This is a genomic window from Sphingomonas nostoxanthinifaciens, assembly GCF_019930585.1.
GTDB classification, from domain to species: domain Bacteria; phylum Pseudomonadota; class Alphaproteobacteria; order Sphingomonadales; family Sphingomonadaceae; genus Sphingomonas_I; species Sphingomonas_I nostoxanthinifaciens.
The window spans coordinates 1,372,088-1,396,486 of record NZ_CP082839.1; the positions used below are offsets into that span (position 1 = coordinate 1,372,088).

The 24,399-nt window shown below is 65.7% G+C and carries 18 protein-coding genes; 8 read left to right on the forward strand and 10 right to left on the reverse strand.

Annotated elements, in window-relative coordinates; translation table 11 throughout:
* Window positions 1–93: 93 nt before the first annotated feature.
* Window positions 94–885 carry an MlaA family lipoprotein gene (locus K8P63_RS06615; RefSeq protein ID WP_223799023.1) on the forward strand — a complete coding sequence of 264 codons (792 nt, stop codon included), beginning with the start codon at window positions 94–96 and terminating at the stop codon, window positions 883–885.
* On the opposite strand, the gene K8P63_RS06620 is transcribed toward K8P63_RS06615, so the two are convergent.
* Window positions 865–2,451, reverse strand: coding sequence for a hypothetical protein (locus tag K8P63_RS06620; RefSeq protein ID WP_223799024.1), 1,587 nt, complete (start codon window positions 2,449–2,451; stop codon window positions 865–867). The two genes, K8P63_RS06615 and K8P63_RS06620, sit on opposite strands and share 21 nt — an antisense overlap.
* A 169-nt stretch (window positions 2,452–2,620) precedes the next feature.
* On the opposite strand from K8P63_RS06620, the gene K8P63_RS06625 reads away from it, so the two are divergent.
* Entirely contained in the window at window positions 2,621–3,082 is a 462-nt protein-coding gene (locus K8P63_RS06625; protein WP_223799025.1) for a hypothetical protein, read from the forward strand.
* Window positions 3,083–3,175: 93 nt separating this feature from the next.
* On the opposite strand, the gene K8P63_RS06630 is transcribed toward K8P63_RS06625, so the two are convergent.
* Window positions 3,176–4,261 carry a sensor histidine kinase gene (locus K8P63_RS06630; protein WP_223799026.1) on the reverse strand — a complete coding sequence of 362 codons (1,086 nt, stop codon included), beginning with the start codon at window positions 4,259–4,261 and terminating at the stop codon, window positions 3,176–3,178.
* A 283-nt stretch (window positions 4,262–4,544) separates the two neighbouring features.
* Entirely contained in the window at window positions 4,545–5,228 is a 684-nt protein-coding gene (locus tag K8P63_RS06635; protein ID WP_223799027.1) for a response regulator transcription factor, read from the reverse strand.
* A gap of 156 nt (window positions 5,229–5,384) precedes the next feature.
* Here K8P63_RS06635 and K8P63_RS06640 point away from each other — a divergent pair, with 156 nt between their 5' ends.
* From K8P63_RS06640 to K8P63_RS06655, 4 genes are all read left to right on the forward strand, one after another.
* Window positions 5,385–6,068, forward strand: coding sequence for a response regulator transcription factor (locus K8P63_RS06640; RefSeq protein ID WP_223799028.1), 684 nt, complete (start codon window positions 5,385–5,387; stop codon window positions 6,066–6,068).
* A gap of 140 nt (window positions 6,069–6,208) precedes the next feature.
* Window positions 6,209–7,612: an efflux transporter outer membrane subunit gene (locus tag K8P63_RS06645; protein ID WP_223799029.1), complete on the forward strand. Its 1,404-nt coding sequence runs from the start codon at window positions 6,209–6,211 to the stop codon at window positions 7,610–7,612.
* Complete coding sequence (locus K8P63_RS06650; protein ID WP_223799030.1) at window positions 7,609–8,787, forward strand: efflux RND transporter periplasmic adaptor subunit; 1,179 nt, start codon at window positions 7,609–7,611, stop codon at window positions 8,785–8,787. The genes K8P63_RS06645 and K8P63_RS06650 overlap by 4 nt, the downstream gene beginning before the upstream one ends.
* Window positions 8,784–11,906: an efflux RND transporter permease subunit gene (locus tag K8P63_RS06655; protein WP_223799031.1), complete on the forward strand. Its 3,123-nt coding sequence runs from the start codon at window positions 8,784–8,786 to the stop codon at window positions 11,904–11,906. Before K8P63_RS06650 ends, K8P63_RS06655 begins: the two co-directional genes overlap by 4 nt.
* A 16-nt stretch (window positions 11,907–11,922) precedes the next feature.
* Here the strand turns inward: K8P63_RS06655 and K8P63_RS06660 are convergent, their stop codons facing one another.
* From K8P63_RS06660 to K8P63_RS06690, 7 genes are all read right to left on the reverse strand, one after another.
* Window positions 11,923–13,119, reverse strand: coding sequence for a DUF1501 domain-containing protein (locus K8P63_RS06660; RefSeq protein ID WP_223799032.1), 1,197 nt, complete (start codon window positions 13,117–13,119; stop codon window positions 11,923–11,925).
* Window positions 13,120–13,133: 14 nt separating this feature from the next.
* On the reverse strand, window positions 13,134–14,603 hold the full coding sequence (locus K8P63_RS06665) for a DUF1800 domain-containing protein (RefSeq protein ID WP_223799033.1): 1,470 nt from the start codon (window positions 14,601–14,603) through the stop codon (window positions 13,134–13,136).
* Between the two features lie 188 nt (window positions 14,604–14,791).
* Window positions 14,792–15,808, reverse strand: a complete 1,017-nt coding sequence (locus tag K8P63_RS06670) for a YncE family protein (protein ID WP_223799034.1) — start codon at window positions 15,806–15,808, stop codon at window positions 14,792–14,794.
* Between the two features lie 31 nt (window positions 15,809–15,839).
* A complete protein-coding gene (locus K8P63_RS06675; protein ID WP_223799035.1) occupies window positions 15,840–16,892 on the reverse strand; it encodes a YncE family protein in 1,053 nt (350 codons plus the stop codon).
* Between the two features lie 71 nt (window positions 16,893–16,963).
* On the reverse strand, window positions 16,964–18,013 hold the full coding sequence (locus K8P63_RS06680; protein ID WP_223799036.1) for a YncE family protein: 1,050 nt from the start codon (window positions 18,011–18,013) through the stop codon (window positions 16,964–16,966).
* Window positions 18,014–18,051: 38 nt separating this feature from the next.
* Complete coding sequence (locus K8P63_RS06685; protein WP_223799037.1) at window positions 18,052–19,101, reverse strand: beta-propeller fold lactonase family protein; 1,050 nt, start codon at window positions 19,099–19,101, stop codon at window positions 18,052–18,054.
* A 114-nt stretch (window positions 19,102–19,215) separates the two neighbouring features.
* Window positions 19,216–21,891: a TonB-dependent receptor gene (locus K8P63_RS06690; RefSeq protein ID WP_223799038.1), complete on the reverse strand. Its 2,676-nt coding sequence runs from the start codon at window positions 21,889–21,891 to the stop codon at window positions 19,216–19,218.
* Window positions 21,892–22,265: 374 nt separating this feature from the next.
* Between K8P63_RS06690 and K8P63_RS06695 the strand changes: the two genes are divergently transcribed.
* Window positions 22,266–22,940 (forward strand): response regulator transcription factor, encoded by a 675-nt coding sequence (locus tag K8P63_RS06695; protein ID WP_223799039.1) that lies wholly within the window; start codon window positions 22,266–22,268, stop codon window positions 22,938–22,940.
* On the forward strand, window positions 22,930–24,294 hold the full coding sequence (locus K8P63_RS06700; protein ID WP_223799040.1) for a sensor histidine kinase: 1,365 nt from the start codon (window positions 22,930–22,932) through the stop codon (window positions 24,292–24,294). The genes K8P63_RS06695 and K8P63_RS06700 overlap by 11 nt, the downstream gene beginning before the upstream one ends.
* Window positions 24,295–24,399 lie beyond the last annotated feature (105 nt).

Consider the following 24,399-nt stretch of genomic DNA (forward strand, 5'->3'; position numbering starts at 1 on the left):
GTGCGGACGTCGCACGCCGTCTACACTCGTCGGACGCCGCTCATCTGCTGAAGCGTCCGGCGACAGTCGACGGCTGCCCATGCAGGCCGCGGCATGATCGAACGAGGTGCAAGCATGCGGTGTCGCCTTTGCCTTCCGTCCGCTCTTCTTCTGTTGTCGGGCTGTGCGACGACGGGAGGGGACAGGATCGCGCAGAAAGACCCGCTCGAAGGGTTCAACCGGCACGTCTGGAACTTCAACCATGGAGTGGACAAGGCCGTCGTCCGGCCGATCGCCGTGGCCTATCGCGGCGTCACGCCGTCCTTCGCGCGGCGCGGCATCGGCAACGCATTCGACAATCTCACCGAGCCATGGTCCGCCATCAACAATCTTCTCCAGCTCAAGCCCGGCCGCGCCGCGCGCAATCTCGGGCGTTTCGCCGTCAATTCCACGATCGGGATTGCCGGGTTGAGCGACCGGGCGACGAAGATCGGCATTCGCCAGGCGCCGGAGGATGCGGGCCAGACGCTCGCCCGATGGGGCGTCGGCACCGGTCCGTATCTGGTGCTGCCCTTATTGGGCCCGTCGACCCTGCGCGACGGGGTCGGTTTTGCGGTCGCGCAGGTCGCCGATCCGGTTGCGATATGCTTCGCGCAATGCGGCGTCCCGAGCGGCGTGCGATACGGCCTTGCGACGCTCAAATATCTGAATGCTCGCTCCGAACTGATCGATGTCGGGGCCGATGCCATGCTGGCGACCAGCCTGGATCCGTATGCCGTCGCGCGGTCGGCCTATCTGCAGCGCCGGCGGGAAGAAATCCTGAATGAAAGCCCCGACGCGGACTCCGGCCCAGCGGGCGCGCCGTCGGACGCGTCCGTTTCCACCTCAGCGAGCGACAGCCGCTGAGGCTTGCTGCTGCCACTGCGTCAGCATCGTCGGCGAGGGGCAGTTGTGCGGTGCCGCGCCGTGGCGATCGCCGCGGGGCCGGTAGACGAGACGCACCGTGCCGAGCGGGCTCGCGACGCAGTCGGCGAGATCGTAATGGACAGCGAGTTCCTGGCTGAGGATCGCGCGCGTCGCGCGATTGGTGAAGGCGAAGCGCGGATAGGTGTCGATCACCGCCGCCGGCCGCGCCGCCATGATCCGGCGGACCTCGGCGGTCGGATCGACACCCAATGCGCGCGCATCGGCCTCGTCCTGCGTGCTGAGATGGCCGGGGAAGGCCCACTTGGTCGGCAGGCAGGACTGCGCGAGCATGTATAGAGCGGGGTAGGCGTCGTAGACGAAGATGCACCGTCCCGTGGGCGCCGCCGCTGCGGCGACGGCGGTGGCTTCGGATCGTCCGCCCTTCGCCAGTCTGCTCGTCTCCAGCACCGCCTGTCCCGCGACGAATGCCACCACCAGCCCAACGTAGATACCGCGTCGCCACGAAGCGCTGCTGTCGAACGCGCGCGCGGAGAGCAGGGTCAGCGGAAGCAGAAGCGGGATCGCATAATGCGGCGCGTCGAACCGCCCGTAGAGCAACATCGAGGCCGACGCCGCTGCCAGCCAGGACGCCAGGAAGCGGCCCCCGCGCGACGGCGTGCCGTCGGTGGAGCGCCATTCCCGCGCGCGGATGGCGCAGATGAGTAAGGGCGCTAGCGTCGCTGCGATCAGCGCCAGCCCCGCCGCCTCGGTGGAGAATGGCCGGCGACGCTGGCCCATGACCGACTGGAAATTGGCGAACAGGAAGGCCGAGCCGTGCCCCTCCGCCGCATAAGCCGCATAAGCCGCGACGGTCGGTAGCAAAGCGAGGCCCGCCCAGCCGAAACCGAGGCCGATCGTGCGCACCCACCGTGCATCGCGCCGATGCGCCTCGTACAGCAGCGCGAGCCCGAACAGCGCGCCTTCGGGCGCGACGCTATACTTGATCTGCAGCGCCAGCCCGACGCAGAGCATCGCCGTCGTGCCGCGCCAGATCGACAGCCGCGGCTGTCGGATGATGCTCAGGATCAGCGCCGCCGCCGCCAGCATCGCGAGGTTGTAGAAGACGGGCGTCTGGCCGCCTTCGCCCTCCATGAAGTCGAGCCAGAGGATGTAGGCGACGGCGGAAGCGATCGCCGCGGCGCTGGACGCCCGCGTCCGCACGATCCGAAAAATGCCATACGCGCTCAGCGCGACGATGCATGCGGCGACCAGCTTGTACTGCAAAAAGCCGGATCCGCCGAGAAACCGCGTGCCTGCATAGATCAGGAAGATGCCGATCGGCTTGCGATCGAAGATATCGACGTATGGCAGCGCGCCGTGCAGCATCCGATCGCCGACGAGCAGATAGAATTGCTCGTCGAACCCCAGCGCGGGATTGTCGAAGGTCGCGGCCCTCGCAGCACAGGCGACGATCGCGAGCAGCAAGACGATGATCGGATCGCGCGGTTGGGCGCCCTTCGCATCGAATGCAGCAGCGCGGTCAGCGCGCCAGACGTGTCGATGCATCCTGCTGGTATTCCCCATGTTCCGAGGTTTGGACGGCGCGCTCTACCATCTGCCTCAGCGCAGGCGACCGGCCGATGCGGGCCCGCGAGAAAAAGGTGGCGGACTGTGGTGCATGGGCGGGGACGCCGTCTTGCGCCCGAAGAACGCCATGAAACGGCGAGGAGGGTTGATGAGCCGCCAGGTTTCTCGCGCTATCGCTCTGGTCTGCGCGCCCCAATTCTATCCGAAAGCGCCTTCGCGGCGCCGGCCGCCGGTTCGGCCCGAGGCGGTCAGCGCCAGCGGTTTTCTTGCCAACTCTGGCCGATCCAGCGTAACGGATGCAAGCTCGGTTTTTACGGATCTGGAGATCACCGTGGTTCGGCTCGGCCTGTCCGAGCGGACGCGCTGGACCGCCTCAAAGGGGCGCCTGCGTTCCACTGTGCGGCGGCTGATGCGGCTGCTGTTCGGTTATAGCCACGGCATTCCTCTTGCCAACGAACGACTTGAGACGCTGCGATTGATGGCAATCCAGGTCGGTCGGCGAAAATCTGTATCCGCAGACCGGCAGGACGCGGAGGCCGTAGCGGAGCAGGCCGAAATGACCGCCGTCATCAGGATGATTGCGAATGAAATCGACGGACGCGGTCTTTAAACGAATGAATGGACCCGTCTTTCGGACCCGGATGGTCGAATAGGGTCTTCCGGTGGGCGGTCCGTTCGGATCGGGAGTCGTCGTACGACTGAGTCAGCTTCGGTCCGTCCCAGGAGGCGTCATCGGGCGATGTATGAGCGCGATTCTTGTGCCCGGCGTCAGTTGTTCGATCGCGACAGAAAGGTCGTGGAGCCGCGCGACCGCGGCGACCAGCGCGAGCCCGAGACCGTTGCCCGGCGTATGGCGACTATCTTCCGAGCGATAGAAGCGGCGGAACACCGCATTCCGCTCGTCCGGGTCGATGCCGTATCCCGTGTCGCTCACGACAATGGCCAGCATTCCATCGCTGTCATGCAAGCCGACCGACACACGCCCATGCGGCGGGGTGAATTTCAGCGCATTGTCGACGAGGTTCGATATGGCGGTGAACAACAGTCCCGGATCACCCGACAGGACAGTGATCCGCTCCGGATCATGCTCGAACGAGAGGGCGATCGACCGGTCCTCGGCGACGGGCTCATGGAAATCGACGACGTCCTGCACGATCGTCGCCAGGTCGACGTCCTGAAAGCCCTTCCGCCGGGCGCCGTCCTCGATCTCCGCGATCCTCAGCATCGCGCTGAAGGTCCGCAACACCGCCCGCAACTCGGCGACGGCGTCGTCGACCGCCGCCGCGTAGCCTTCCGGTGCCGGCGTGCGTCGTTGAACGCGCTCGAGGCCCGCGACGATGCGCGTGAGTGGGGTCCGCAGGTCATGGGCGATGCCGTCACACACGCCCTTCACCTCGCCCATCAGCCGCTCGATCTCGTCGAGCATCGCGTTGACGACGATCACCAGCCGATCGAGATCGCTCGACGTGCCGCCCGTGGGCAGCCGCCGGGAGAGGTCGCCGCGCATGATCTCCTGAATGGCGAAGGCGGCGGCATCGAAACGCCGGACCGTCCCCACCGCGACCACCACCGCGCCGCCGAGCCCCAGCAGCGCCGTGAGCAGGCCACCCCAGAAAGCGGTCTGGAGGAACGCTTCGTCGAATTCGCGCGCCTCATGCAGGTTCTGCGCGACCAGCGCGACCTCACCGCCGGGAAAGCGATGTGCGAGGCCGCGATAGCGAAACCGGCCCGAGGCGGTCGAAGAGGTGAAGAAAAACGGTCGGTCTACGTCGCCGAGCGGCTGCGGCATCGGCAAAGCATCGCCGATGAGACGACGTCCCGCCGCATCGTAAAGCGTGAAGGCACGGCTCAGCCCGCGAAGATGGCTCGCGTTATGCGATGCGAAGCGCTGCCGTACGTTGGCGAGAGTCGTTCCGGGCTGGAGCGGAGCCTCGCGCGTCAACCAATCGTCGATGTTGGCGATCTGAAATCGCTGTGTCTGAACGTAGAGAAATCCGAACAGGGCGCCGGAGGCCACGCCGAACAGTGCCAGAAACAGCAGAGCGAGACGGAAGCTCCCGGTGCGGGGCAGGTCAGTCAGGCGCATGCATGACATATCCTGCGCCACGGACCGTGTGGATCAACTGGGAAGCGCCGTCGCGTTCGATCTTGCGCCGCAATTTACTGACATGGACATCGATCACGTTGGTGGGTTCGTCATAATGATAGTGCCAGACCTCTTCGAACAGCATGGTCCGCGTGACGATCTGGCCGGCGCTGCGCATGAGATATTCGAGTAGACGGAACTCGCGCGGCAGCAGGTCGATCGTCTTGCCCGCACGGCGGGCGGTGCGCGCGAGCAGATCGAGTTCGAGGTCGCCGACGCGCAATTCGGTTTCGCGGCCGCTGCCGCCACGGCGTCGCAGCAGCGCGTCGATGCGGGCCGTCAGTTCGAGCGCTTCGAACGGTTTGGTCAGATAGTCGTCGCCGCCCATCTTCAGGCCGCGGATACGCTCGTCGACCGCGTCGAGCGCGCTCACCACCAGCACCGGTATGTCGTCGCCGGTCGCCCGTAGCGTCGTGACGATGGTCAGGCCGTCCATGCCGCCCGGCAGCATGCGATCGACGACCAGCGCGTCGTAGGAGCCCGCGGCCGCCATCAGCAGGCCTTCGCGGGCTGTCCCCGCAATCTGCACCTCATGCCCATGATCGTTGAGCGCGGCGGCGATTTCCTGTGCGATGCGCTCGTCGTCCTCGACGATCAGAATGCTGGTCATCGGCCTCGAACTACCCGCATTGCATTATCGCTCCCGTGCGGGCGCGTTGGCTCGGCCGCACCCCTCGGTTATGCACGCCCTCATGCCATGGCGCCTCGACGAATGTCCTCCGCTCAACGTTAAATCTCCTTCATCCTGTCGCCGGGAGCTGATCTGATGCGGCTGCTGGTCGTGGAGGACGACGATCGCGGCGCGGCGTATCTGGTCCGTGGCCTGCAGGAAAGCGGTCACGTCGTCGATCGAGCCTCGGAGGGCGAGACCGGCCTCGCGCTCGCATCGGAAGGGATTTACGATATCGCAATCGTCGATCGGCGTCTCCCGTTGCTCGACGGGGTGGCGGTCGTCCGCGCGCTTCGCGCGGAAGGGCACACCGTCCCCGTGCTCATGCTCAGTGCCAGCGCGGGTGCCTCCGATCGCGCCGAGGGAATTCTGGCAGGATGCGACGACTATCTCGGCAAGCCATATGCGTTCGCCGAGCTTCTGGCGCGGATCGAGGCACTGGCCCGCCGGAGCGACCGCACGCGCGCGTCGGCCGTCCTTGCGGTCGCCGATCTGAGTTTCGATCCGGCCAGCCGTCGTGCCGTGCGCGGGGCCGACCATATTCCGCTGCAGCAGAAGGAATGCGTGCTGCTCGAATATCTGATGCGGCATGCGGGACAGGTGGTCACGCGATCGATGCTGATCGAGGCCGCATGGGGCTACGACTTCGATCCCGAGGACGCGATCATCGATCGGCACGTTCATCGCCTGCGACAGAAGATCGATCAGGGTTATCCATGCCGGCTGATCCACACGATCCATGGCGTGGGATATCGGCTGGAGCCTGGCACGGCGCCTTAACCTGAATCCTTTTTCATGTTCATGCGAAATGCCTCCAAGGATCGGCGGCCTAACCGGCATGCGTGTATCCGACCCCATCCGCCGCGCCGCCGAGTCGGTCCGCACCATGCCCGGCGCGCAGGCGTCGTTCCGTCGCTGCGGTGCTACTGTGCCTGGCAGCGGGCGCCTGCTCGTTCGTGCCGGCCACGCATCGCCCCGAGGTCGCGACGGCACCTGCGTGGGATTCGCCTGTGCCGTCGGGCGGCAGGCCATCGACCGTGCGCGACAATTGGTGGCGGCATTTCGACAGCCCCGCGCTCGATCGGCTCGAGAATGACAGCCTGGCAGCGAGCTTTACGCTGCAGGCCGCCGTCGCCCGGATCCATGAAGCGGAAGGCGCGGCCTGGATCGCCGCGGCACCGCTTGCCCCCGCGCTCGACATAGCGGGCACGACCAACGCCTCGACCCGCTCGGGCAACAGTGGCACCAACGGCCAACTGGTGGCGCAGGCGAGCTACGAGCTCGACTTCTGGGGCAGGAACCGCGCCGCTGCCTCGTCCAGCGCGGCGCTTGCCCGGGCGAGCGCCTATGACGCCGGCACCGTGGCGATGACGCTGTCGGCATCGGTAGCGAACGGCTATTTCACGATCCTCTCGCTCCGCGAACGTGTCCGTCTTGCGCACCAGCAGGCCGACGATTCCCGTCAGATATTGCAATTGATCCGGGTGCAGCGGGGGGCAGGGGCCGCCACCGACCTCGAACTGCGCCAGCAGGAGACTGCGGTCGCGTCGTTCGATGCGGCAGTGCTGGCGTTGGAACAGCAGCTTGCCGCGGCGACCCACGCGCTCGCCGTCCTCTCCGGGCGTGCGCCCGAAGGCTTCACCGTCGCCGACGCCGCGCTGGCCGATATCGGCCATCCGCCGATTTCACCGGATCTGCCGCCGCAATTGCTCGGCCTGCGTCCCGATGTCGAGGCGGCCGAGGCCCGGCTGGCGTCCGCCAACTTCGACGTCGGCGTCGCCCGTGCCGCTTTCTTTCCGACGCTCTCGCTTTCGGCAAGCGGCGGACTCGCTTCGGCCACGACGACCGCGCCGCAGCTTGCCTTGGCCAATGTTGGTGCCAGCCTGCTCGCGCCGCTGTTCGAGGGCGGCCAGCTCAAGGGGCAGTTGACGCAGGCCGAAGCGCGAAAGGTCGAATTGGTCGCCACATATCGGCAGACGGTGCTGACCGCCTATCAGGATGTCGAGGACGCGCTCAGCGCGATCGACCTCCTCGGCCGCCAGGAAGCCGTCGAGGCCGGCGCGGCGCGATCGGCGCAGCAGGCGGCGGAGCTGGCCCGGACGCAGTATCGCGCGGGCAGCGCGGACTATCTCAGCGTCCTCACCACCGAGCAGATCGCCTACCAGACCCGCGACACGCTCGCGCAGCTTCGCCTCCAGCATCTTGAGGCGATCGTCAGCCTGTGCCGCGCGCTGGGCGGCGGCTTCGGCCGCGCCGATTTGGCCAGCATCTCACCCCCTCCTGCCGTCGCGAGCGGCGCGAAACCATCTGGAACATCCCAGTGAACGAAACCATTCCTGCCGGACACGAGCCAACCCAACGCGTGTCGTTGCGCTGGAAGCTGGCCGGGCTCGCCCTTGTCGCGCTCGCTGTCATGCTCGGCATGGCCAGTCTGCACCGGAGCGGCGCCGGTCAGAATCCGCCCGCAGCCGCCGCCAAGACGGTGCCGGTCGTCGCCGGGCGCGCTGCAACCCGCGACATGGCGATCCGCGTCACCGGCATCGGCAGCGTCACGCCGATCAACGTGGTCGACGTGAAGGCGCGGGTGGACGGGCAACTCATGCGCATCGCCTATCGCGAGGGCGACGAGGTTCCGGCCGGGCGCCTGCTGGCCCAGATCGATCCACGACCCTACGAGGCGACGCTCGCGCAGGCGGTTGCCCTGCGCGCGAAGGATGACGCGCAGCTGGTGAATGCGCGATCCGATCTGGCGCGGCAGGCGACATTGTCGAAGGCGGGCGCGGGTACGGTACAGGCTTATGATGCCGCCAAGGCGCAGGCCGGCGCGCTCCAGGCGACGGTCGCGCAGGATGACGCGGCGATCCGCTCGGCCCAGCTCAATCTTCAATATTCGCGGATCGTCGCGCCTGTCGCAGGGCGGGTAGGCCTCAAGCAGGTCAATTTGGGCGCCATGGTCCATGCGAGCGACACGACCGGGATCGTCACGGTCACGCAGATGGCGCCGATCTCGGTGATCTTCACCTTGCCGCAGGATGCGCTGGCCCCCGTGCTCGCGGGTCAGCATGGCGGCCAGTTGCCGGTCTCGGTCTATACGCGCGACGGGGCCAGCCATATTGTCGACGGCACGCTCGTCTTCGTCGGCAGCTCGGTCGACCAGACCACCGGCCAGTTCCAACTTCGGGCGAACTTCGCGAATGGCGACCGCATGTTGTGGCCCGGCGATTTCGTGTCGGTGCGCGTGCTCGTCCGTCTCGACCGCGGCGCGACCGTGGTGCCGGATCAGGCGGTGCAGACCAGCGAAACCGGCCGCTACGTCTACACGCTTACGCCCGGCGGCGTCGCCGAGATGCGCACCGTCAAGGCGGGGGCCAGCGTCGACGGCTTCACGGAAATTCTTGCGGGGCTGAAGCCGGGCGACGCGATCGTCGTCTCGGGCCAGTCGCGCCTGTCGCCGGGCGCCAAGGTCGCGGTCCGGGGCCAGTACGGAGCGCGGTCGTGAACATCTCGCGGCCGTTCATCGACCGGCGGATCGGCACCTGCCTGCTCGCGATCGGGGTGATCCTCGTCGGGCTCGTGGCCTATCGGCTGCTGCCGATCTCGTCGATGCCGCAGGTCGAGTTCCCGACGATCCAGATTTCGGCGAGCCTGCCCGGCGCCAGCGCCAACACGATGGCGACGTCGGTCGCGACGCCGCTCGAGCGCATGCTCACCAACATTCCCGGCGTGACCCAGATGACCTCGTCGAGCTCGCTCGGCCAGACCTCGATCACGCTCCAGTTCGATCTCAGCCGCGACATCAACAGCGCGGCCGTCGACGTCCAGACCGAGATCAACGCGGCGGCAGGGCTGCTGCCCAAGAATCTTCCCAATCCGCCGACCTATCACAAGGTCAATCCGGCCGGCGTCTCGATCCTCTCGCTCGCGCTCACGTCGGATTCGGTGCCGCTGACCGAGGTCGACCGCTACGCCGAAACCTATATCGCGCAGCCGATCTCGCAGATGAACGGCGTCGGCATCGTCGATTATCACGGCCAGCTCCGCCCCGCGGTGCGTGTCCGCATCGATCCCGACCGGCTCGCCGGGGTCGGCCTGACGCTGGAGGACGTCCGCACAGTCATCGGCGCATCCACCGTCAACGCGCCGAAGGGTACGCTGAACGGACCGCATCAGGCGATCACGCTCGACGCGACCGACCAGCTGATGGACGCCGCCGCCTACAAGGGCATGATCCTGGCCACGCGCAACGGCATCCCCATTCACCTGTCCGACGTCGCCACCGTCGCCAACGCGCCGGAGGACGTGCATCAGGCCGCGTGGTTCCAGGGCAAGCGCGCGGTCATCATCGACGTCGCGCAGAGCCCCGGCTCGAACGTGATGTCGACATTGCAGGGCATCAAGGACAGGCTGCCGGCACTCGCCGCATCGTTGCCGCCTTCAGTCCACCTCGCCGTCGTCGCGGACCGGACCCAGACGATCAAGGCGTCGGTCAACGACGTCCAGATGACGCTGATGATCACGATCGCGCTCGTCGTGATGGTGATCCTGGTGTTCCTGCGCAATCTCTGGGCGACCCTCATCCCGAGCCTGACGATCCCGCTGTCGCTGATCGCCACCTTCGCGGTGATGTATGTGCTGGGCTACAGCCTCGACAATCTCTCGCTGATGGGGCTCACCATCGCGGTCGGCTTCGTCGTCGACGACGCGATCGTGGTCATCGAGAACATCATGCGCCACGTCGAGGAGGGCAAATCGCCGATCGAGGCCGCGTTGCTTGGCTCGAAGGAAGTCGGCTTCACGATCGTCTCGATGACCGTCTCGCTGATCGCCGTGTTCATCCCGATCCTCGCGATGGGCGGGATCGTCGGCCGGATCTTCCGCGAGTTCGCGGTGACGATCACCGTCGCGCTCATCGCGTCGGGCATCATCTCGCTGACCGTCACGCCGATGCTGTGCGGCTGGCTGATCCGCAGCGAGGAAGGCCGGGCGCACGGGCGGCTGTACCGCTGGTCGGAACGCACCTTCACGCGGATCACCGACGGCTATGAGCGGCTGCTCGATGTCGCGCTGCGCTGGCAGCGCCTGACCATCCTGAGCTTCCTGGTGACGGTCGCGCTGACGGTGTTCCTGTACGTGGACCTGCCCAAGGGCTTCTTCCCACAGGTGGATACGAGCTTCGTGATCGGCACGGTTCGCGGCGCACCCGACATCTCGTTCGACGAGATATCGCGGCGCGTCGGCGCGGTGGCGAAGATCGCGATGACCGATCCCGCGGTGGACACGGTCGACTATTGGACCGGCGCCAATCCGACGATGAGCGACGGCCATATCATCCTCAACCTGAAGCCGCTCAGCCAGCGCAGCACGCCGGCCGATCAGGTGCTCGCGCGGCTGGGGACCAAGATGGCGTCGGTCGTCGGCGTCGCCCAGGGCATGCAGGTGCGCCAGGACATCTCGGTCGGCGGCCGGATCAGCATCGCGCAATATCAATATACGCTGCAGGACGGCAACATCGCCGAGCTCAACCACTGGGCGGCGCTCCTCCAGCAGAAGTTCGCGGCTCTGCCCGAGCTGCGCGACGTGTCGTCTGACAAGCAGGCCGCGGCGACCAGCCTGACGCTACAGATCGATCGCAGCACCGCCTCGCGCCTCGGCGTGCACGCGCAGGACATCGACAACACACTGTACGACGCGTTCGGCCAGCGCCAGGTCGCGACGATCTTCGATCCGCTCAGCCAATATTATGTGATCGAAGAGGTGAATCCCGGCTTCCAGCTCAGCGCCGATGCGCTCCACCACCTGTATGTGCGATCGAACGACACGCAGGCTTTGGTACCACTCAGCCTGCTCGCGACGGTCCGCCAGGGGGTCGCGCCCGTGACGGTCGCGCATCAGGGCATCTTCCCGGCGGTCACCCTGTCGTTCAATCTCGCGCCCGGCGTGGCGCTGGGCAATGCCGTGACGGCGATCCAGAATGCGGAGCGCGCCTCGGCCATGCCGGCGAGCGTGCAGGGAACCTTCCAGGGCACGGCACAGGCATTCCAGGCGTCGCTGAGCACCGAGCCCCTGCTGATCCTCGCCGCGCTGGTGACGATCTATATCGTGCTGGGCGTGCTCTACGAGAGCGCGATCCATCCGCTGACGATCATCTCCACGCTGCCGTCGGCGGGGCTCGGCGCGCTGCTCGCGCTCATGATCATGGGCAAGGATCTGTCGATCATGGGCATCATCGGGATCCTGCTGCTGATCGGCATCGTGAAGAAGAACGCGATCATGATGATCGATTTCGCGCTCCACGCGCAGCGCGACCACGGCAAATCGCCGCACGAGGCGATCCGCGAGGCGTGCCTGCTGCGCTTTCGCCCGATCCTGATGACCACGCTCGCGGCATTGTTCGGCGCGGTGCCGCTCGCGATCGGATCGGGCGCGGGTGCCGAGCTGCGCCAGCCGCTGGGCATCGCGATCGTCGGCGGCCTGATCGTCAGCCAGGCGCTGACCCTATTCACGACGCCCGTGATCTTCCTGCAGTTCGAGCGGCTGCACATCTTCCTCGGCGGCTTTCGCGAGCGGTTACGGATCGGGCTCGACCGGTTTCGCCGTCGGCAGGCGATCGCTCCGTGATCGCGTCGCGCGAACCTCAGACGAGGTCGAGCGATGCCGGCCGTGTCCCTGAAAACACCGCATCGAGGCGATCGCTCCCGAGCCCGAACTGGCGCTGCACGATGCCGCCGATCATCGCGCGATAATCGGTCAGCACGGGCAGGTCGCGCTGCTGGTTGAGCGTGTCGGCCGCGATCCGCACCTGCGGCCCCGCCAGCCGGCGACCACGCACGCCGCCGCCCAGCACCCAATATACGCTGCCATGGCCGTGATCGGTGCCCTTGTCGCCATTCTCGCGGAACGTCCGGCCGAATTCCGATACGACGACCACCGTCGTATCGCGCCACGCCTCGGCGCCGATCTCCTCCGCGAACCCGGCGACGCCGCGGCCCAGTTCGCCGATCCGCCCGGCAAGATAGCCTTGTGCGCCACCCTGGTTGACGTGGGTATCCCAGCCGCCGACATCGACGAATGCGAGATTGTACTGATCGCGCATCAATCGCCCGATCCGCCGCGCGGAAAGCTCGAAGCCCTTGGCGGTGACCGCGCCGCGACTGGCCTGGGTCATCTCGTCCGCGAGCGACCTGAACACCGTCTCGCGTGTCGCAAAGCCTTCGGCGACCGAACCCGACAGCGCGCTATCGCCCGCATACATCGCCTGGATCAGCTTTGCCGCACGCGGATCGATGGCAGGCTTGAGATTGCCGGTGAGCGCGATGTTGGGGATTGAGAGCCCCGAACTCTGGAAACAGAGCGGCACCTGATCGGAAAAGGCGATCGGCCTGTCGGTGCCGATCGCACCGGCCAGCCGTGCCATGAATCCCGACCGGAAATCGCGCGCGCTGGCGATCGGCTGGCCGAGCTCGATGGTATCCTGCGTCTCGAAATGGCTGCGGCTCATATCGTCGGTGCCCGCAAACGGCACGAACGCGATCTGTTTGGCCTGCCACAACGGATAGATGCTGTCCTTCAACGCCGGATGCAGCGCCCAATCGCCGTCGAGCGGCAGCGCGGCATCGGGATCGGCCGCATCCGGCTTTCGCAGCCCGATCGTCGGGCGTGCCTCGTGATAGAAATCGCTGCCGACCGGCGCGACGATATTGGCGGCATCGTAGGCGCCGCGCAGGAAGACGAGCAGCAGCCGTCCCGATCCCGCGGCAGGCGCCGCAAATGCGCGACCGGCGACCACCAGCGGAGCGAAAGCGGCGGCCTTGAGCAGATTACGGCGATGCATGGCGCACATCTCCTTCAGCGGCGCATGAATTCGGGCGACGACAAATACAGGCTGTTCCACTCCTGCGGGGAAGCCGCCTGATCCAGCACCTTCGCGGTCGCTGGGCTGAGCCGCTGCTGGAGGGCCTGGAAGAACAGCGCATTCTGGATCTGCGGGAAAGCAGGTTGCTCCGGCACCGCGCCGTCGCGCGGCTTGAACAATCCGGCGGAGCCGCCACCGATCGATCGCGCGATCTCGAACCGCGTCTCCATCTGGCCAGGGCCCGACCATGCCGAGGACGCCATAGGATAACCGTCGGGGGCTTCGTGCGCGAACAATCCCTCACCCATCCGCTGGAGCCAGCCGGACAGCGGATCGGTGTTGAGGATCGTGCGACCGGCATAAGCGAGGCGCACCGCCGACACCGCGTAATGAACGGGATCCTTGAACGTCTTGCCGAGCGACGCCTTGAACTCGGGCGAGCGGAACAGCGTGCGCAGAACCGCGGTGATGTCGCCCCGACTGTGCTGGAAGGTCGCTGCCATCCGATCGACGAGCGCGGCAGGCGGCGTGTCGCCGACGAAATAGGCTGCGATCTCGGACGAAATATGATGTGCGGTGGCGGGCGACGCGACGAGCAGGTCGAGCGCCTGCTCGACCTCGTCGAACCCGCTGCCGCGGATGGTATGGCCGAGAAACTGCTTGTCGCCGAAATCGTGCCGCGCCGGATTGAACTCGAACAGTCCGGCGCGACGGTAGAGCGGTTGCCATTGCGGCCGCAGGCGGGGCGCATCGGGCTTGAGATCGACGCCGACCCCGGTGAGGATGCGTGCCAGTTCCTGCACATCCTTCTGCGTGTAACCCGCGCCCACGCCCATCGTGTGCAGCTCCATGATCTCGCGCGCGTAATTCTCGTTGATATGCCCCGCCGCATTCTGGTCGTTGTCGAGGTAGCGGAGCATCGCGGGATGATGCAGCGTCGCGTCCAGCAGATCGCGGAACCGCCCCAGCGCGTGCGACCGGATCGCCTGGTCCTCGTAATCGCCGACCATCGCGCGGATGTCGCGCTTTCCGGCCTGAACGTTGAAGTGGTTGAACCAGAACCACGTCATCTGCTCGCGCAGCTGGTCGGGCGCGTACAGGTAGCGCAGGAGCGTACGCGACTGCGCCTCCCGGCCAAGGTCGTTCATCGTCTTGTTGTAGGCGTCGCGCGCAGCCTTCTTCTGGTCGGGATCGACGATCGCGTTCGCCGCCTTGTTCTGTGCGTCCGCCTCGACCACCAACTGTGCCATCGGCTCGCGCGCGATCCGCATCGCGTCGATCTGGCGCTGGGCCTGCGGTGGCAGGGCGAGCTGTGGCGCATGGAGCTGGTCGTCGAGGAAGCGCGCGGCGCCCCTCGCCGCAATGTCCTTCATGCCGGTGTCGTCGACGCCCCAGGTCAGGCGGTCGAGCAGCGCGACGTCGGCCGGCCCCGGCGCGGCATGTCCCGCCGCAGCGGCGAGCATGCCGCAAAGAAACGCGCCGGCCGCCGAGAGACGACGGCAACGATGTGCCAGCCCCCGCCGTCGATGGTCGCACTTGGCCATGAATCCGATGTCCAGCGCCCACATGGGCTAGACTGTCATGCGGCCCGGAAGATGAATGGCCTCGGAATTTTGGACGCTGCCGGGATGATCGCGGCCGGAACCGACGCTCAGGGTCGCGCGACGCGATATATATGCAGCGCGGCCGGGGTGGTCTCGGTCTTCGCCGCCGCAGCGTAGAGCAAGTCCCCGCCCGGCAACAGCAGGCTATGCTTCACGCCGGGATCGACGGTCTGGGACACCAGATCCAGACGATCGCGCATACGCCCGGAGAAGACCGCGATGCCCTCGAGCCCCGAGAGAAACAGGCGCTTGCTCGCCGGATCCCAGGTGAGCGCGTCGGGGGTGGACATGATGTCAGTTTCAAACGTCGCGCGCCCGGTCTTCAGGTCGATTGCGAACAGCTTGGCGGGTTCGCGAGCGGCGACGAACAGGCGCCCGCCTGCTTCGTCGATCGCCATCGGCGTATTCTTGCCCATGCCGGCAATGGTCCAGGTCTCGACGACCTTGCCGGTCGCCAGATCCACGGCCGCGATCTGACGATGGTCGCGCATGTTCACGTAGAGGCGGTTGCGCCGGTGATCGACCACCATTCCCTCAAGATTCTTGTCGTCGATCGTGATCTGCAGCGTCGGCGATGTCGCGCCGGCCGGAATGACGTCGATGATTGAGGTCGGCATGCCGGAATTCATGCCGGCCTCCTGGATGTAGAAGACTTCCTTCGCGGCATCGTAGAAGCCGACGGTCGGGCTGGTCGTCAGCGGAATCTTGCGCAGCAGGTGATAGTCAGCGGCGCTCAGCACGGTCACGCAGCTGCCCTTGGCATCGCTCGCCCATATCTCGTCGCGCGATTTGATATAGGCCAGCATGTGCGGATCGGTGACGTCGTGTAGCGTCTTCAGCAGGGCGCCGGACTTGAGATCGAAGACGAGGACGGCGCCGTTATGCGCCGTCGCCATGAACAGGTGGCCACGCTTCTCATCGGCATCGAGAATGTTGAAGCCGCGCGCATAATCGGGAAGCGGCGTTTCCGCCACGCGCTCCAGCGTCTGCGCCACTGCGCGCCCGGTGAAACCGGGTGCAGCGGTCGTCAGCATCAGTCCTACGAGTGCAGCAATTTTCCGCATGATCATTCCCTTGATGGCTTGCCGAGCCGTGTCAGTTGGACTTGGCGACGTCGTAGATGTCGATCGCGGCGGGCGAGCCCTCGACCGGGGCGCGGCCGACGAAGACCTTCGCCAGCGACGGGACATAGGCCGAGCTCTTGCCGCCGCGTCCGCCGCCGGTCTGCACGACCTCGAAATGGTCGGTGTCACGGCGCGCCATGACGACGAAGCCCTGGTCGGTCGACACCAGCAGGCGGCGTCCAATCGCGTCATAGGTCATGTCGTCGCCGTCGTTGAGGCAGTCGGTCGTCGAGAGGAGCCGACCATTTTCCACGTCGATCACGTAGAGACGGCCCGGATCGCGTCCGATCACGAACAGGCGGCGCGTGGCCGGGTCGTAGGCCATCGGCGTATTCTTGTTCATGCCGTCGATCGCCCAGCGCGCGACCATGCGGTTGGCCTTGAGATCGAACATGCCGACGGCGTGGGCGTCGCGCAGGTTCATGAACAGCAGGCCGCGCGCGCTATCGATGGCCATGCCCTCGACGTTGGTCGACGGGATGGGGGCCGAGGCGACGACCGTGCGGTGCGCCACGTCGATCACGGTCAGGAGCGAGTCCGCGCCGCCGCGCTCGGCGCTGACGCTGTAGAAGCGGCCGGTGCTGGCATCGAACAGGTCCGCGTCGGTGCGGTAACGCACCTTGACGGAGTCCACCGTCGCCATCGTCGCCGGATCGATGAAGCGGATCTGGCCGGGGTCGCCGGGCTTCTCGCCGCCGTCGGCGAGGATGATCTGGCCGATCGCAGGCGCGAAGAAGATGTAGTGCGGATTGACCGACGCCTTCACCGAGCGAAGGTGCGCGCCCGAGGTCAGATCGAATTCCTCGATCGTGTGCGCGGTCTGGGCGCTGGTGTAGAGCCGCCGGTGCGCGAGATCGACCGCGAGATGGTCGAGATCGCCGCTAGTCAGGCCGGGAATAGGCACGCTGCGTTCCAGCGTGAGAACTGGCGACGGGTCGGCCGTGGCTGCCGGCGCGGCGATCGACCCGATGATGGAGAAGGCGAGCAGTCCGTCGAACAGCCGGCGGCGGGAAAAGGACGTCATCGCGGATATTCCTGAATGTTGGGGTGCCGGCGCGGGCGGTATGGACACCGCCCGCGCTGGTGGAAGCCGGCTCACTTGGTCGGCGCGACCCGGTAGATGTCGAGCGACGTGGGATCCGCGCCGGTTGCGGCATGGCCGATGAACAGCTTGCCCACCGACGGGACGTAGACCGAAGTCTTCGCGCCGCGCCGCGTGCCGGTCTGCACGAGCGCGAAATGATCGGCGTCGCGGCGCTTCAGGACCGCGAAGCCATCGCTCGCCGAGACGAACAGCCGCTGGCCCTTGGCGTCAAAGGCGACGTCGTCCGAACCGTTGGGGCAATCGGTGGTCGACAGCAGCTTGCCGGTCACGCCGTCGATCACATAGACGCGCCCTGGATCGCGCCCGACCACGAACAACCGATGCGTGGCGGGATCATAATCCATCGGCGTGTTCATGTTCATGCCGGGGATCACCCACTTGGTGACGAAGCGGTTCGCCTTGGTGTCGAACACGCCGATGGCATGCTGGTCGCGCAGGTTCATGAAAAGACGGTGGCTGGGGGTGTCGACCGCCATCTCCTCGATGTTTTCCGAGGGCACGACGGTCCGCGCCACTTCGGTCATGTTGTCGGCGTTGAAGACCGCGAACAGCGAATCCTTCTGGCCGGCATCCTTGCCGCCGCTGCCATTGTAGAACAGGTGGCTTGCCTGATCGTAGAAGGCAGCATCGGGGCCGGGGCGGACGGTGAAGGATTTGACGACCTTCATCGTCACCGGATCGATGAACTTGACGAGCGCCGGCTCCTTCAGGCTCTCGCCGCCATCGGCGAGGATGATCCTGTCGGACGTGGGCGCGTAGAAGATCGAATGCGGATTGATGAAGCCGCCGACCGTCTGCAGATGCGCGCCGGTCTTGAGGTCGAACACCTCGATCGTGCGGGCGTGCTGCGCGCTCGTGTAGATCTTGCCCCGGCGCAGATCGACGCCGAAGTGATCGAAGTCGCCGCTCTTGATCTGCGGCATCGCGACGCTCTTCTCGAGCGTGAGGACGGGCGCCGCATGTGCCGCGGCCGTCAGGCTAGCGATCAGGCAGGCCGCGGCGGTGCGCCGCAGCGTCGCGACGAAATTGGTGATCTTCATATGTATCTCCATCATTGGCGCTCGGGTGCGCCGACCGATCATTTGTGGGACGCGACCATGCCGGTGCCGGCAGCCGTCACGTCGAAGATGTCGAGGCCGGCGTCGATCGCACCGTTCTTGGTGTGGACGATGTAGAAGCGGTTGAGCGGCTCGACGTAGGTCGAGGTCTTGCCGCCCTTGCTGTCGAGGCGCTGCACTTCCTCGAACCTGTCCTTGTCGATGCGGCGGTAGACGACGATGCCGCCGGCGCCGGAGACGAAGATCCGGCCGTGATGGGCGTCGAACGTCATGTCGTCGGCAACCTCGACCGAAGGCAGGGTCGACACGATCGCTCCGGTGTCGGTGTCAATGACGATCAGCCGCGCAGGATTGCGGCTGACGACGAACAGGCGGTGCGTCGCCGGATCGAACGTCAGCGGCGTGTTCTTCAGCAGATCGGGCAGATCCCAGCTGGCCACCAACTGGTGCGTCTTGAGATCGAAGACGCCGATCTGGTGCTTGTCGCGCAGGTTGGCGAACAGGCGGTTGCCGGCATGATCGACCGCCATCGATTCGGTATTGTTGGCGGGCGACGTGATGCGGCCGATGATCTTGCGCTGGTCGACCGAGATGATGTCGATGTCGGTCGTCGGCGAATTGTCGGCCTCGCCGCCGCTCACCACGAACAGCTCGCGCAACTGCGGATCGTAATAGGCCGCGTCGGGGCCGGGCCGGGTCGCGATCTGGCCGACAAGTTTGTTGGTGCGCGTATCCAGGATCCGCACTACGCCGGCGGCGCCATCGGCGATGAACAACGCATGGAGATCGGGCACGAGGCGGATCGAATGCGGATTGCCGAAGCCGGGGATCGACGCGAGATGCTGGCCGCTGCGCAGCGCGAACACCTCGACGCTCTGATGTTTTTCCGCCGTGACGTACAGGCGGTCGGCGGGAACGTCAGCGGCAAAATGGTCGAAGTCGCCGCCGGTGATGTCCGGAAGGGGGATGGTCCGGACGGGCTGCAGCACCGCGCCCGGCGTGGCCGCACCGGCACCGGCCAGCGGCAGGCAGATCGCCGTCAGCGCAACGAAACTCCGACTGATTTTCACCTAAACGTCTCCTGAAGGAAGGGCAGGGCGGCGCGACGGTGTCGAAAAATGCCGCGCCGTGCCTGCCCGTTATTTGGTCGCCGCGGCTTGCGGCGACGCTGGGTCAAGCCGGCCTTAGAACTTGAACTTGATACCGGCGTCGTAAGTCTGTCCGTAATATTCGCGCCTGATCGGCCGGTTGTACGTCCCCTCGTAGCTGTAGAGCGGCGCGTTGGTGATGTTCTTGACCGACCAGTAGATGCCGATCGAATTGGTCAGGTCGTAGCTGGCGGTCGCGTCCAGCGTGGTGCGCGCGGCGAGGAAGATGTCTTTCGCGATCGCGCCGTAAGCATACTGCGTCGGCGATCCGCCGATCGTGTAGAGCGTCTTCGAATTGTGGTTCATCGCGAGGCGCAGGTTCAGCCCGTGCGCTTCGTAGAAGATCGCGGCGTTGGCCGAGAAGTTGGCGGCGCCAGGGATCGTTTCCGCCGGCATGCCGGACTTCAGGTTCACGCGCGTGTCCGCGTACAACGCGTTGAGATCGACGCCCAGGCCGTCGAACGGTGCGGGCAAGGCGGCGAAGCGCTGGACGTAATTGGCTTCGACGCCACGATCATACGTGTCCGAGACGTTGGAGTAGGACACAATATTGAAGTTCTCGGTCACGCCCGAGATCGCGCGCATCTGCGTAAACGACCGGGCGACTACGAAATCCTTCATCAGCTTGTAATACAGGCCCACCGAGAGGACGCCGGAGTTAGGCAGATAATAATAAGCGCCGAGATCGAAATTGTTGCTGTAGGTCGGGCGCAGATCCTGGTTGCCGGTATTGATGACGGCATTGGCGAGGTCGACCGTCTGGCGCGATGCCGTCTGGTAGAAGCCGGGCCGGGCGATGCTGGTCGAATAGGAGGCGCGCAGTTGGAACCGGTTGTCGAACCGGTAGACGAGATGGACGCTGGGGAAGGCGTTGGTGTAGCTTCGCGTCGGCGTGAGATAGCTGTTGGCAGGAATTGCCGCGCCGCTCACCGGATCGACCGTCGCGGCCGAGGTGAAGCCGCCGAGGATCTGCTTGGTATGTTCGACGCGGACACCCGTCAGCAGGTGGAGGCGGCCGATATCGCCGCTATACTGGATGTATCCGGACGCGATATTCTCGGTATCGTTGAAGACCAGCGCGCCGGGGGCGTGCCGGTTGAGCGGCGGCGTCGCGATCTGCGCGGCATATTGGCTGGCGATCGCCGATGCGTTCGCTGCATAGCCGATATTGGCGAGCCCGTCATAATAGTTCGATACCGGCCCCGGCCCGAGCAGGCTCGCGAGCGTGGGCCCATTGCCGAGCCCCGTCGTCGCGTCGGCAAGCGTCAGCGTCGAGGTGGTTATGACGTCGTATTTCTGGCGATAGCGCAGCTCGCCGCCGACCTTCAACTGATCGTCCGCCAGAATGTGCAGCGGCTTCGACACGTTGAGGTGATAGCTATACTCGCGGTCGGCCGAATATTCGCTCGTATTCTGGATGTCGTGCAGCCGATAAAGGCTTGGATCGGCTGCGTTGACCCCGCGCACGGCGACGCTCGGAAAGCTCGGGTCGGTGATATTGTCGTAGGCGATGGTGACGCCGCGCGGACCGTTGAACGTCGAGTTGCGATCATAGGGATTGTCGAAGATCGCGTGGACGTAGCTGACGAGCCAGTCGACGGTGAAATCGCTGATATTATGCTTGCCGCCACCCTGGAGGATGATGTTGCGATTATATTCCTTGCGGTCGCGCAAGGTGTTGTCGAGCGCGGCGTCGGTCGCGACGAAGCCGTTGGGGTTTGACGGGTCGACGGTGATCGAGCCGGTCGCGCGATTGCCGAGCGCATCCAGCTTGCCCGTCCCGTCGATGTTGCGATAGCGCAGGCGCTGGCGGCTGGTCAGGTCGCGTGTGCCCGCGTCGCTGCCGCGGATGAAGAACAGATTGTTGCTGTCCGGCGTCACGTCGAGGTCGAACGAGTAGCCGTAGCGCTCGCGTTCGTAACGATAGCGGCGGAAATCGATATTATTGGCGACCTTGTCCTCCGGCTGCGCGCCCTTGAGGATGCCGGGCTTGTCGGCATAGGTCGTCTCAATATCGTCGAAGCCGCGCTTGTCGTTGCGTTCGCTCTGCGCGACGACGACATGGATCAGCTTGTCGCCGTCGCGATTGCGGCCGAAGCTGTCGCCGATCGCAACCTCGTCGTTGATCAGGCCGGTGCCGCGCTGCGTTTCGTAACCGCCGCCGACGCGGCCTTCGACGAAGAAGCCCGAATGGGTCATCGCCGATCGCGGCGTAAGCTCGACGCTGCCGCCGACGCCTTCGGCATCATGTTCCGGCAGCCACGATTTGGTCACGACGATGCGGTCGATCGCGCCGATCGGGATGGTGTTGAAGAGGACGGCCCGGCCGGTGCCGTTATAGATGGTCGAACCCGGATTGGTGTTGAGCAGCGCCGCGCCGCCGAAGGTCGCGCCGTTCAGGTTGCCGTCGATGCCGCGGATATTGACGAACCGGCCTTCAGACTGATCGGTATCGAGGAACACGCCGGGGATGCGGCTGAGCGCGTCGGCGGCGTTGACGTCCGGATATTTGGCGATCGTTTCGGCAGACTGGATATCGACGATGGCCGTCGACGCTTTTTCTTCCTGGCGCGCCGTCTTGGCAAGGCGCGTACCTGTGACGACCAGCTCCTCGCCGGTGTTCGGGGCGTCCTGAGCGAAAGCGGGCGCGCTTGCTAGGACGCTGGCCAGCGCGATGACGCCAGCGGCGGATAACAGTTGCGGTCGAGACACGGTCTTCCCCCATGAGGATGCGTTCGAAAGTCGGTGGGATGGCATTCCGGCCCAGCACAGATCGCGACCGGAGCACGCGTAGCGTGATCCCGCCCGAGACTGGATCGGAGCAGAACAAGTAAAAATACGTCTATGGCGAGAAGCTCGCGTCTCGTTGGACGGGCCTCTTCTTGTTGAAATCGAAAGCCGGTGGGCGATGATGCTAGGCTGCAGCCCTTATCGTCTCACCGCCACTCGCAGCATCCACTGGGACCAGCGGGTGACGGGTCAGCGACGATAAAATTATATTTTTGCCATTTTACATGAGGCCTCCGATTGCGCATGGGCGCCTGCAGCGGAGGATCGCTCCTTTCCGGGGCGACGGAGGCGTCGACATGCACCTTCTGGTTGTTGAAGACGATACGGACACGGCAGCAGCGCTGTCACGCGATCTGGTGGCGCTGGATCATTCTGTCGTCGTCGCCCGCGACGGGCGCGACGCGATCTTCTATGCCGGCGATCAGGAGTTCGATGCGATCGTGCTCGATCGCATGCTTCCGCTGGCGGACGGCATCCATGTCGTGAAGCGTCTCCGCAGCGGCGCCAATGTCGTGCCGATCCTGATGCTGTCGGCGTTGGGAGACCTGGTTCACCGGCTGGAAGGGCTGGAGGCGGGGGTCGACGATTACCTCGTCAAGCCGGCCGATTCGGCCGAGATCAACGCCCGGCTCCACGCCATCCTGCGGCGGTCGAGAAACGAGGTCGCGTCGCAGGTCGTCCATCTCGGCGAGGTCGAGGTGGATATGCTCAACCAGACGGTGAAGCGCGACGGCGCGATATTGCGCCTCAAGCCGACCGAGTTTCGCATCCTCCGCGAACTGGTGGGAAATATCGGCCAGGTGGTCACGCGCACGATGCTGCTGGAGACGGTCTGGGGTTATCACTTCGAGCCGGAATCGAACATCGTCGAGATGCACATCCACCGGCTGCGCGCGCAGCTGCGCTCGATCGGCGCCGACAACATCATCTCAACGGTGCGCCGATCGGGATACGTGATCCGTGATCTTTAGGTCGCGCACGCTCCGCCCATTGTGGGTGACGACGCTGCTCTATGGCGGGCTGTTCGCGTTCGGCCTGATGCTGTCCGGCGTTGCCATCTATTATGAGGCGATGCGCTCGCTCATCGGCGATCTCGACGCGCGTCTCACCACCGAGAGCCGCGCGATCCTCTCCGGCAGGCCCGACACAAGCCTGGGCGAGATCCAGCGGCGGATCGCCGAACGGCAGTGGCATGCCCGCGACGACGATCTCGCTTATCTGCTGTTGAGCGCGGACGGCCGCGTGATCAGCGGTAACGTCCGCCTGCGCTTTCCGCCGGTGGGCTTCGCCAATGTCGATTTCGTGGAGGCATCGGGCAAGCCGGATCATGGGCGGGCGCTCGGCGTGCGGCGCGCCGACGGATCGCTGCTCGTCCTGGTGGCGGACAATGATCCGGTCGAGGAGCTGCACGCGAAGCTTCTGTGGATCGGGGCGATCTCGCTCACCGTCACGGCCATTATCGGCGCGATCGCCGGTCTGGCGATGACGGCCTCGATCAGCCGGCGGATCGAGGTCACCACGCGCACCGCGCGCTCGATCATGGCGGGCGATCTGAAGCAGCGGATGCCGTTCGACGGTTCGGGCGGGCCGTTCGATCGGCAGGCGATCGTCTTCAACCAGATGCTGGATCGTATCGAGGCGCTGATGGACCAGCTGCGGCAGATCTCGGCCGACGTGGCCCACGATCTGCGCACGCCGCTCGCCGTCCTGCGAAACAAATTGCTCGCCATGTGCGAGGCTGGCGAGCAGGTTCAGATCGAGCCCCGAGAACTTGAATCCGCCGTGTCGCAAAGCGAGTCCCTGCTTGCCCTGTTCGCCGCGATCCTCAGGATCTCGGAAGTGGAAAGCGGCAGCCGGCGCGAGGGCTTCGCGCGGGTCGATCTAAGCACACTCGCGTCCGAACTCGCCGCTACCTTCGCACCGATCGCAGAGGATCAGGCCCAGACGATCGTGCTGGGCGCGAGCGAGGCCGTCTCGGTCGAAGGCGACCGTGAACTGATCGCCCAGGCGGTGATCAATCTTCTGGAGAATGCACTGAAATATACCGGGCCGGGCACGACGATTGTCCTCACGGTCATTAGCAAACCGGGCTGCGCCGTCATCGCCGTGCGCGACGACGGGCCCGGCATCGCGCCGCTGGATCGGGACACGGCCTTACGGCGCTTCGGCCGACTGGATGGCAGCCGATCGAAGCCCGGCCATGGTCTTGGCCTGTCGCTCGTCAGCTCCATCGCGAAGGCGCATGGCGGTGGCCTGTCGCTCGGCGACGCCGGTCCCGGCTTGATCGCCGAACTGCAGCTTCCGCGCCCGCAGCAGGCGGACTGACCTGGTTCGAAAGCAGGGTCGGCGAGGTGCATGTGCCGCCTTGGTATGCATTGTGCGGGGCAACCAAAAGTGTCCGCGCATCGTTTGTCATGCTTCTTCCTAATC

What these genes read in the sequence shown, in the direction of transcription:
- K8P63_RS06620 (WP_223799024.1), bottom strand. Translation starts at nt 2,451, where the DNA reads ATGCATCGACACGTCTGGCGCGCTGACCGCGCTGCTGCATTCGATGCG.
- K8P63_RS06680 (WP_223799036.1), bottom strand. Translation starts at nt 18,013, where the DNA reads ATGAAGATCACCAATTTCGTCGCGACGCTGCGGCGCACCGCCGCGGCC.
- K8P63_RS06670 (WP_223799034.1), bottom strand. Translation starts at nt 15,808, where the DNA reads ATGCGGAAAATTGCTGCACTCGTAGGACTGATGCTGACGACCGCTGCA.
- K8P63_RS06660 (WP_223799032.1), bottom strand. Translation starts at nt 13,119, where the DNA reads ATGCATCGCCGTAATCTGCTCAAGGCCGCCGCTTTCGCTCCGCTGGTG.
- K8P63_RS06695 (WP_223799039.1), top strand. Translation starts at nt 22,266, where the DNA reads ATGCACCTTCTGGTTGTTGAAGACGATACGGACACGGCAGCAGCGCTG.
- K8P63_RS06630 (WP_223799026.1), bottom strand. Translation starts at nt 4,261, where the DNA reads ATGCCGCAGCCGCTCGGCGACGTAGACCGACCGTTTTTCTTCACCTCT.
- K8P63_RS06635 (WP_223799027.1), bottom strand. Translation starts at nt 5,228, where the DNA reads ATGACCAGCATTCTGATCGTCGAGGACGACGAGCGCATCGCACAGGAA.
- K8P63_RS06615 (WP_223799023.1), top strand. Translation starts at nt 94, where the DNA reads ATGATCGAACGAGGTGCAAGCATGCGGTGTCGCCTTTGCCTTCCGTCC.
- K8P63_RS06640 (WP_223799028.1), top strand. Translation starts at nt 5,385, where the DNA reads ATGCGGCTGCTGGTCGTGGAGGACGACGATCGCGGCGCGGCGTATCTG.
- K8P63_RS06665 (WP_223799033.1), bottom strand. Translation starts at nt 14,603, where the DNA reads ATGCTCGCCGCTGCGGCGGGACATGCCGCGCCGGGGCCGGCCGACGTC.
- K8P63_RS06625 (WP_223799025.1), top strand. Translation starts at nt 2,621, where the DNA reads ATGAGCCGCCAGGTTTCTCGCGCTATCGCTCTGGTCTGCGCGCCCCAA.
- K8P63_RS06675 (WP_223799035.1), bottom strand. Translation starts at nt 16,892, where the DNA reads ATGACGTCCTTTTCCCGCCGCCGGCTGTTCGACGGACTGCTCGCCTTC.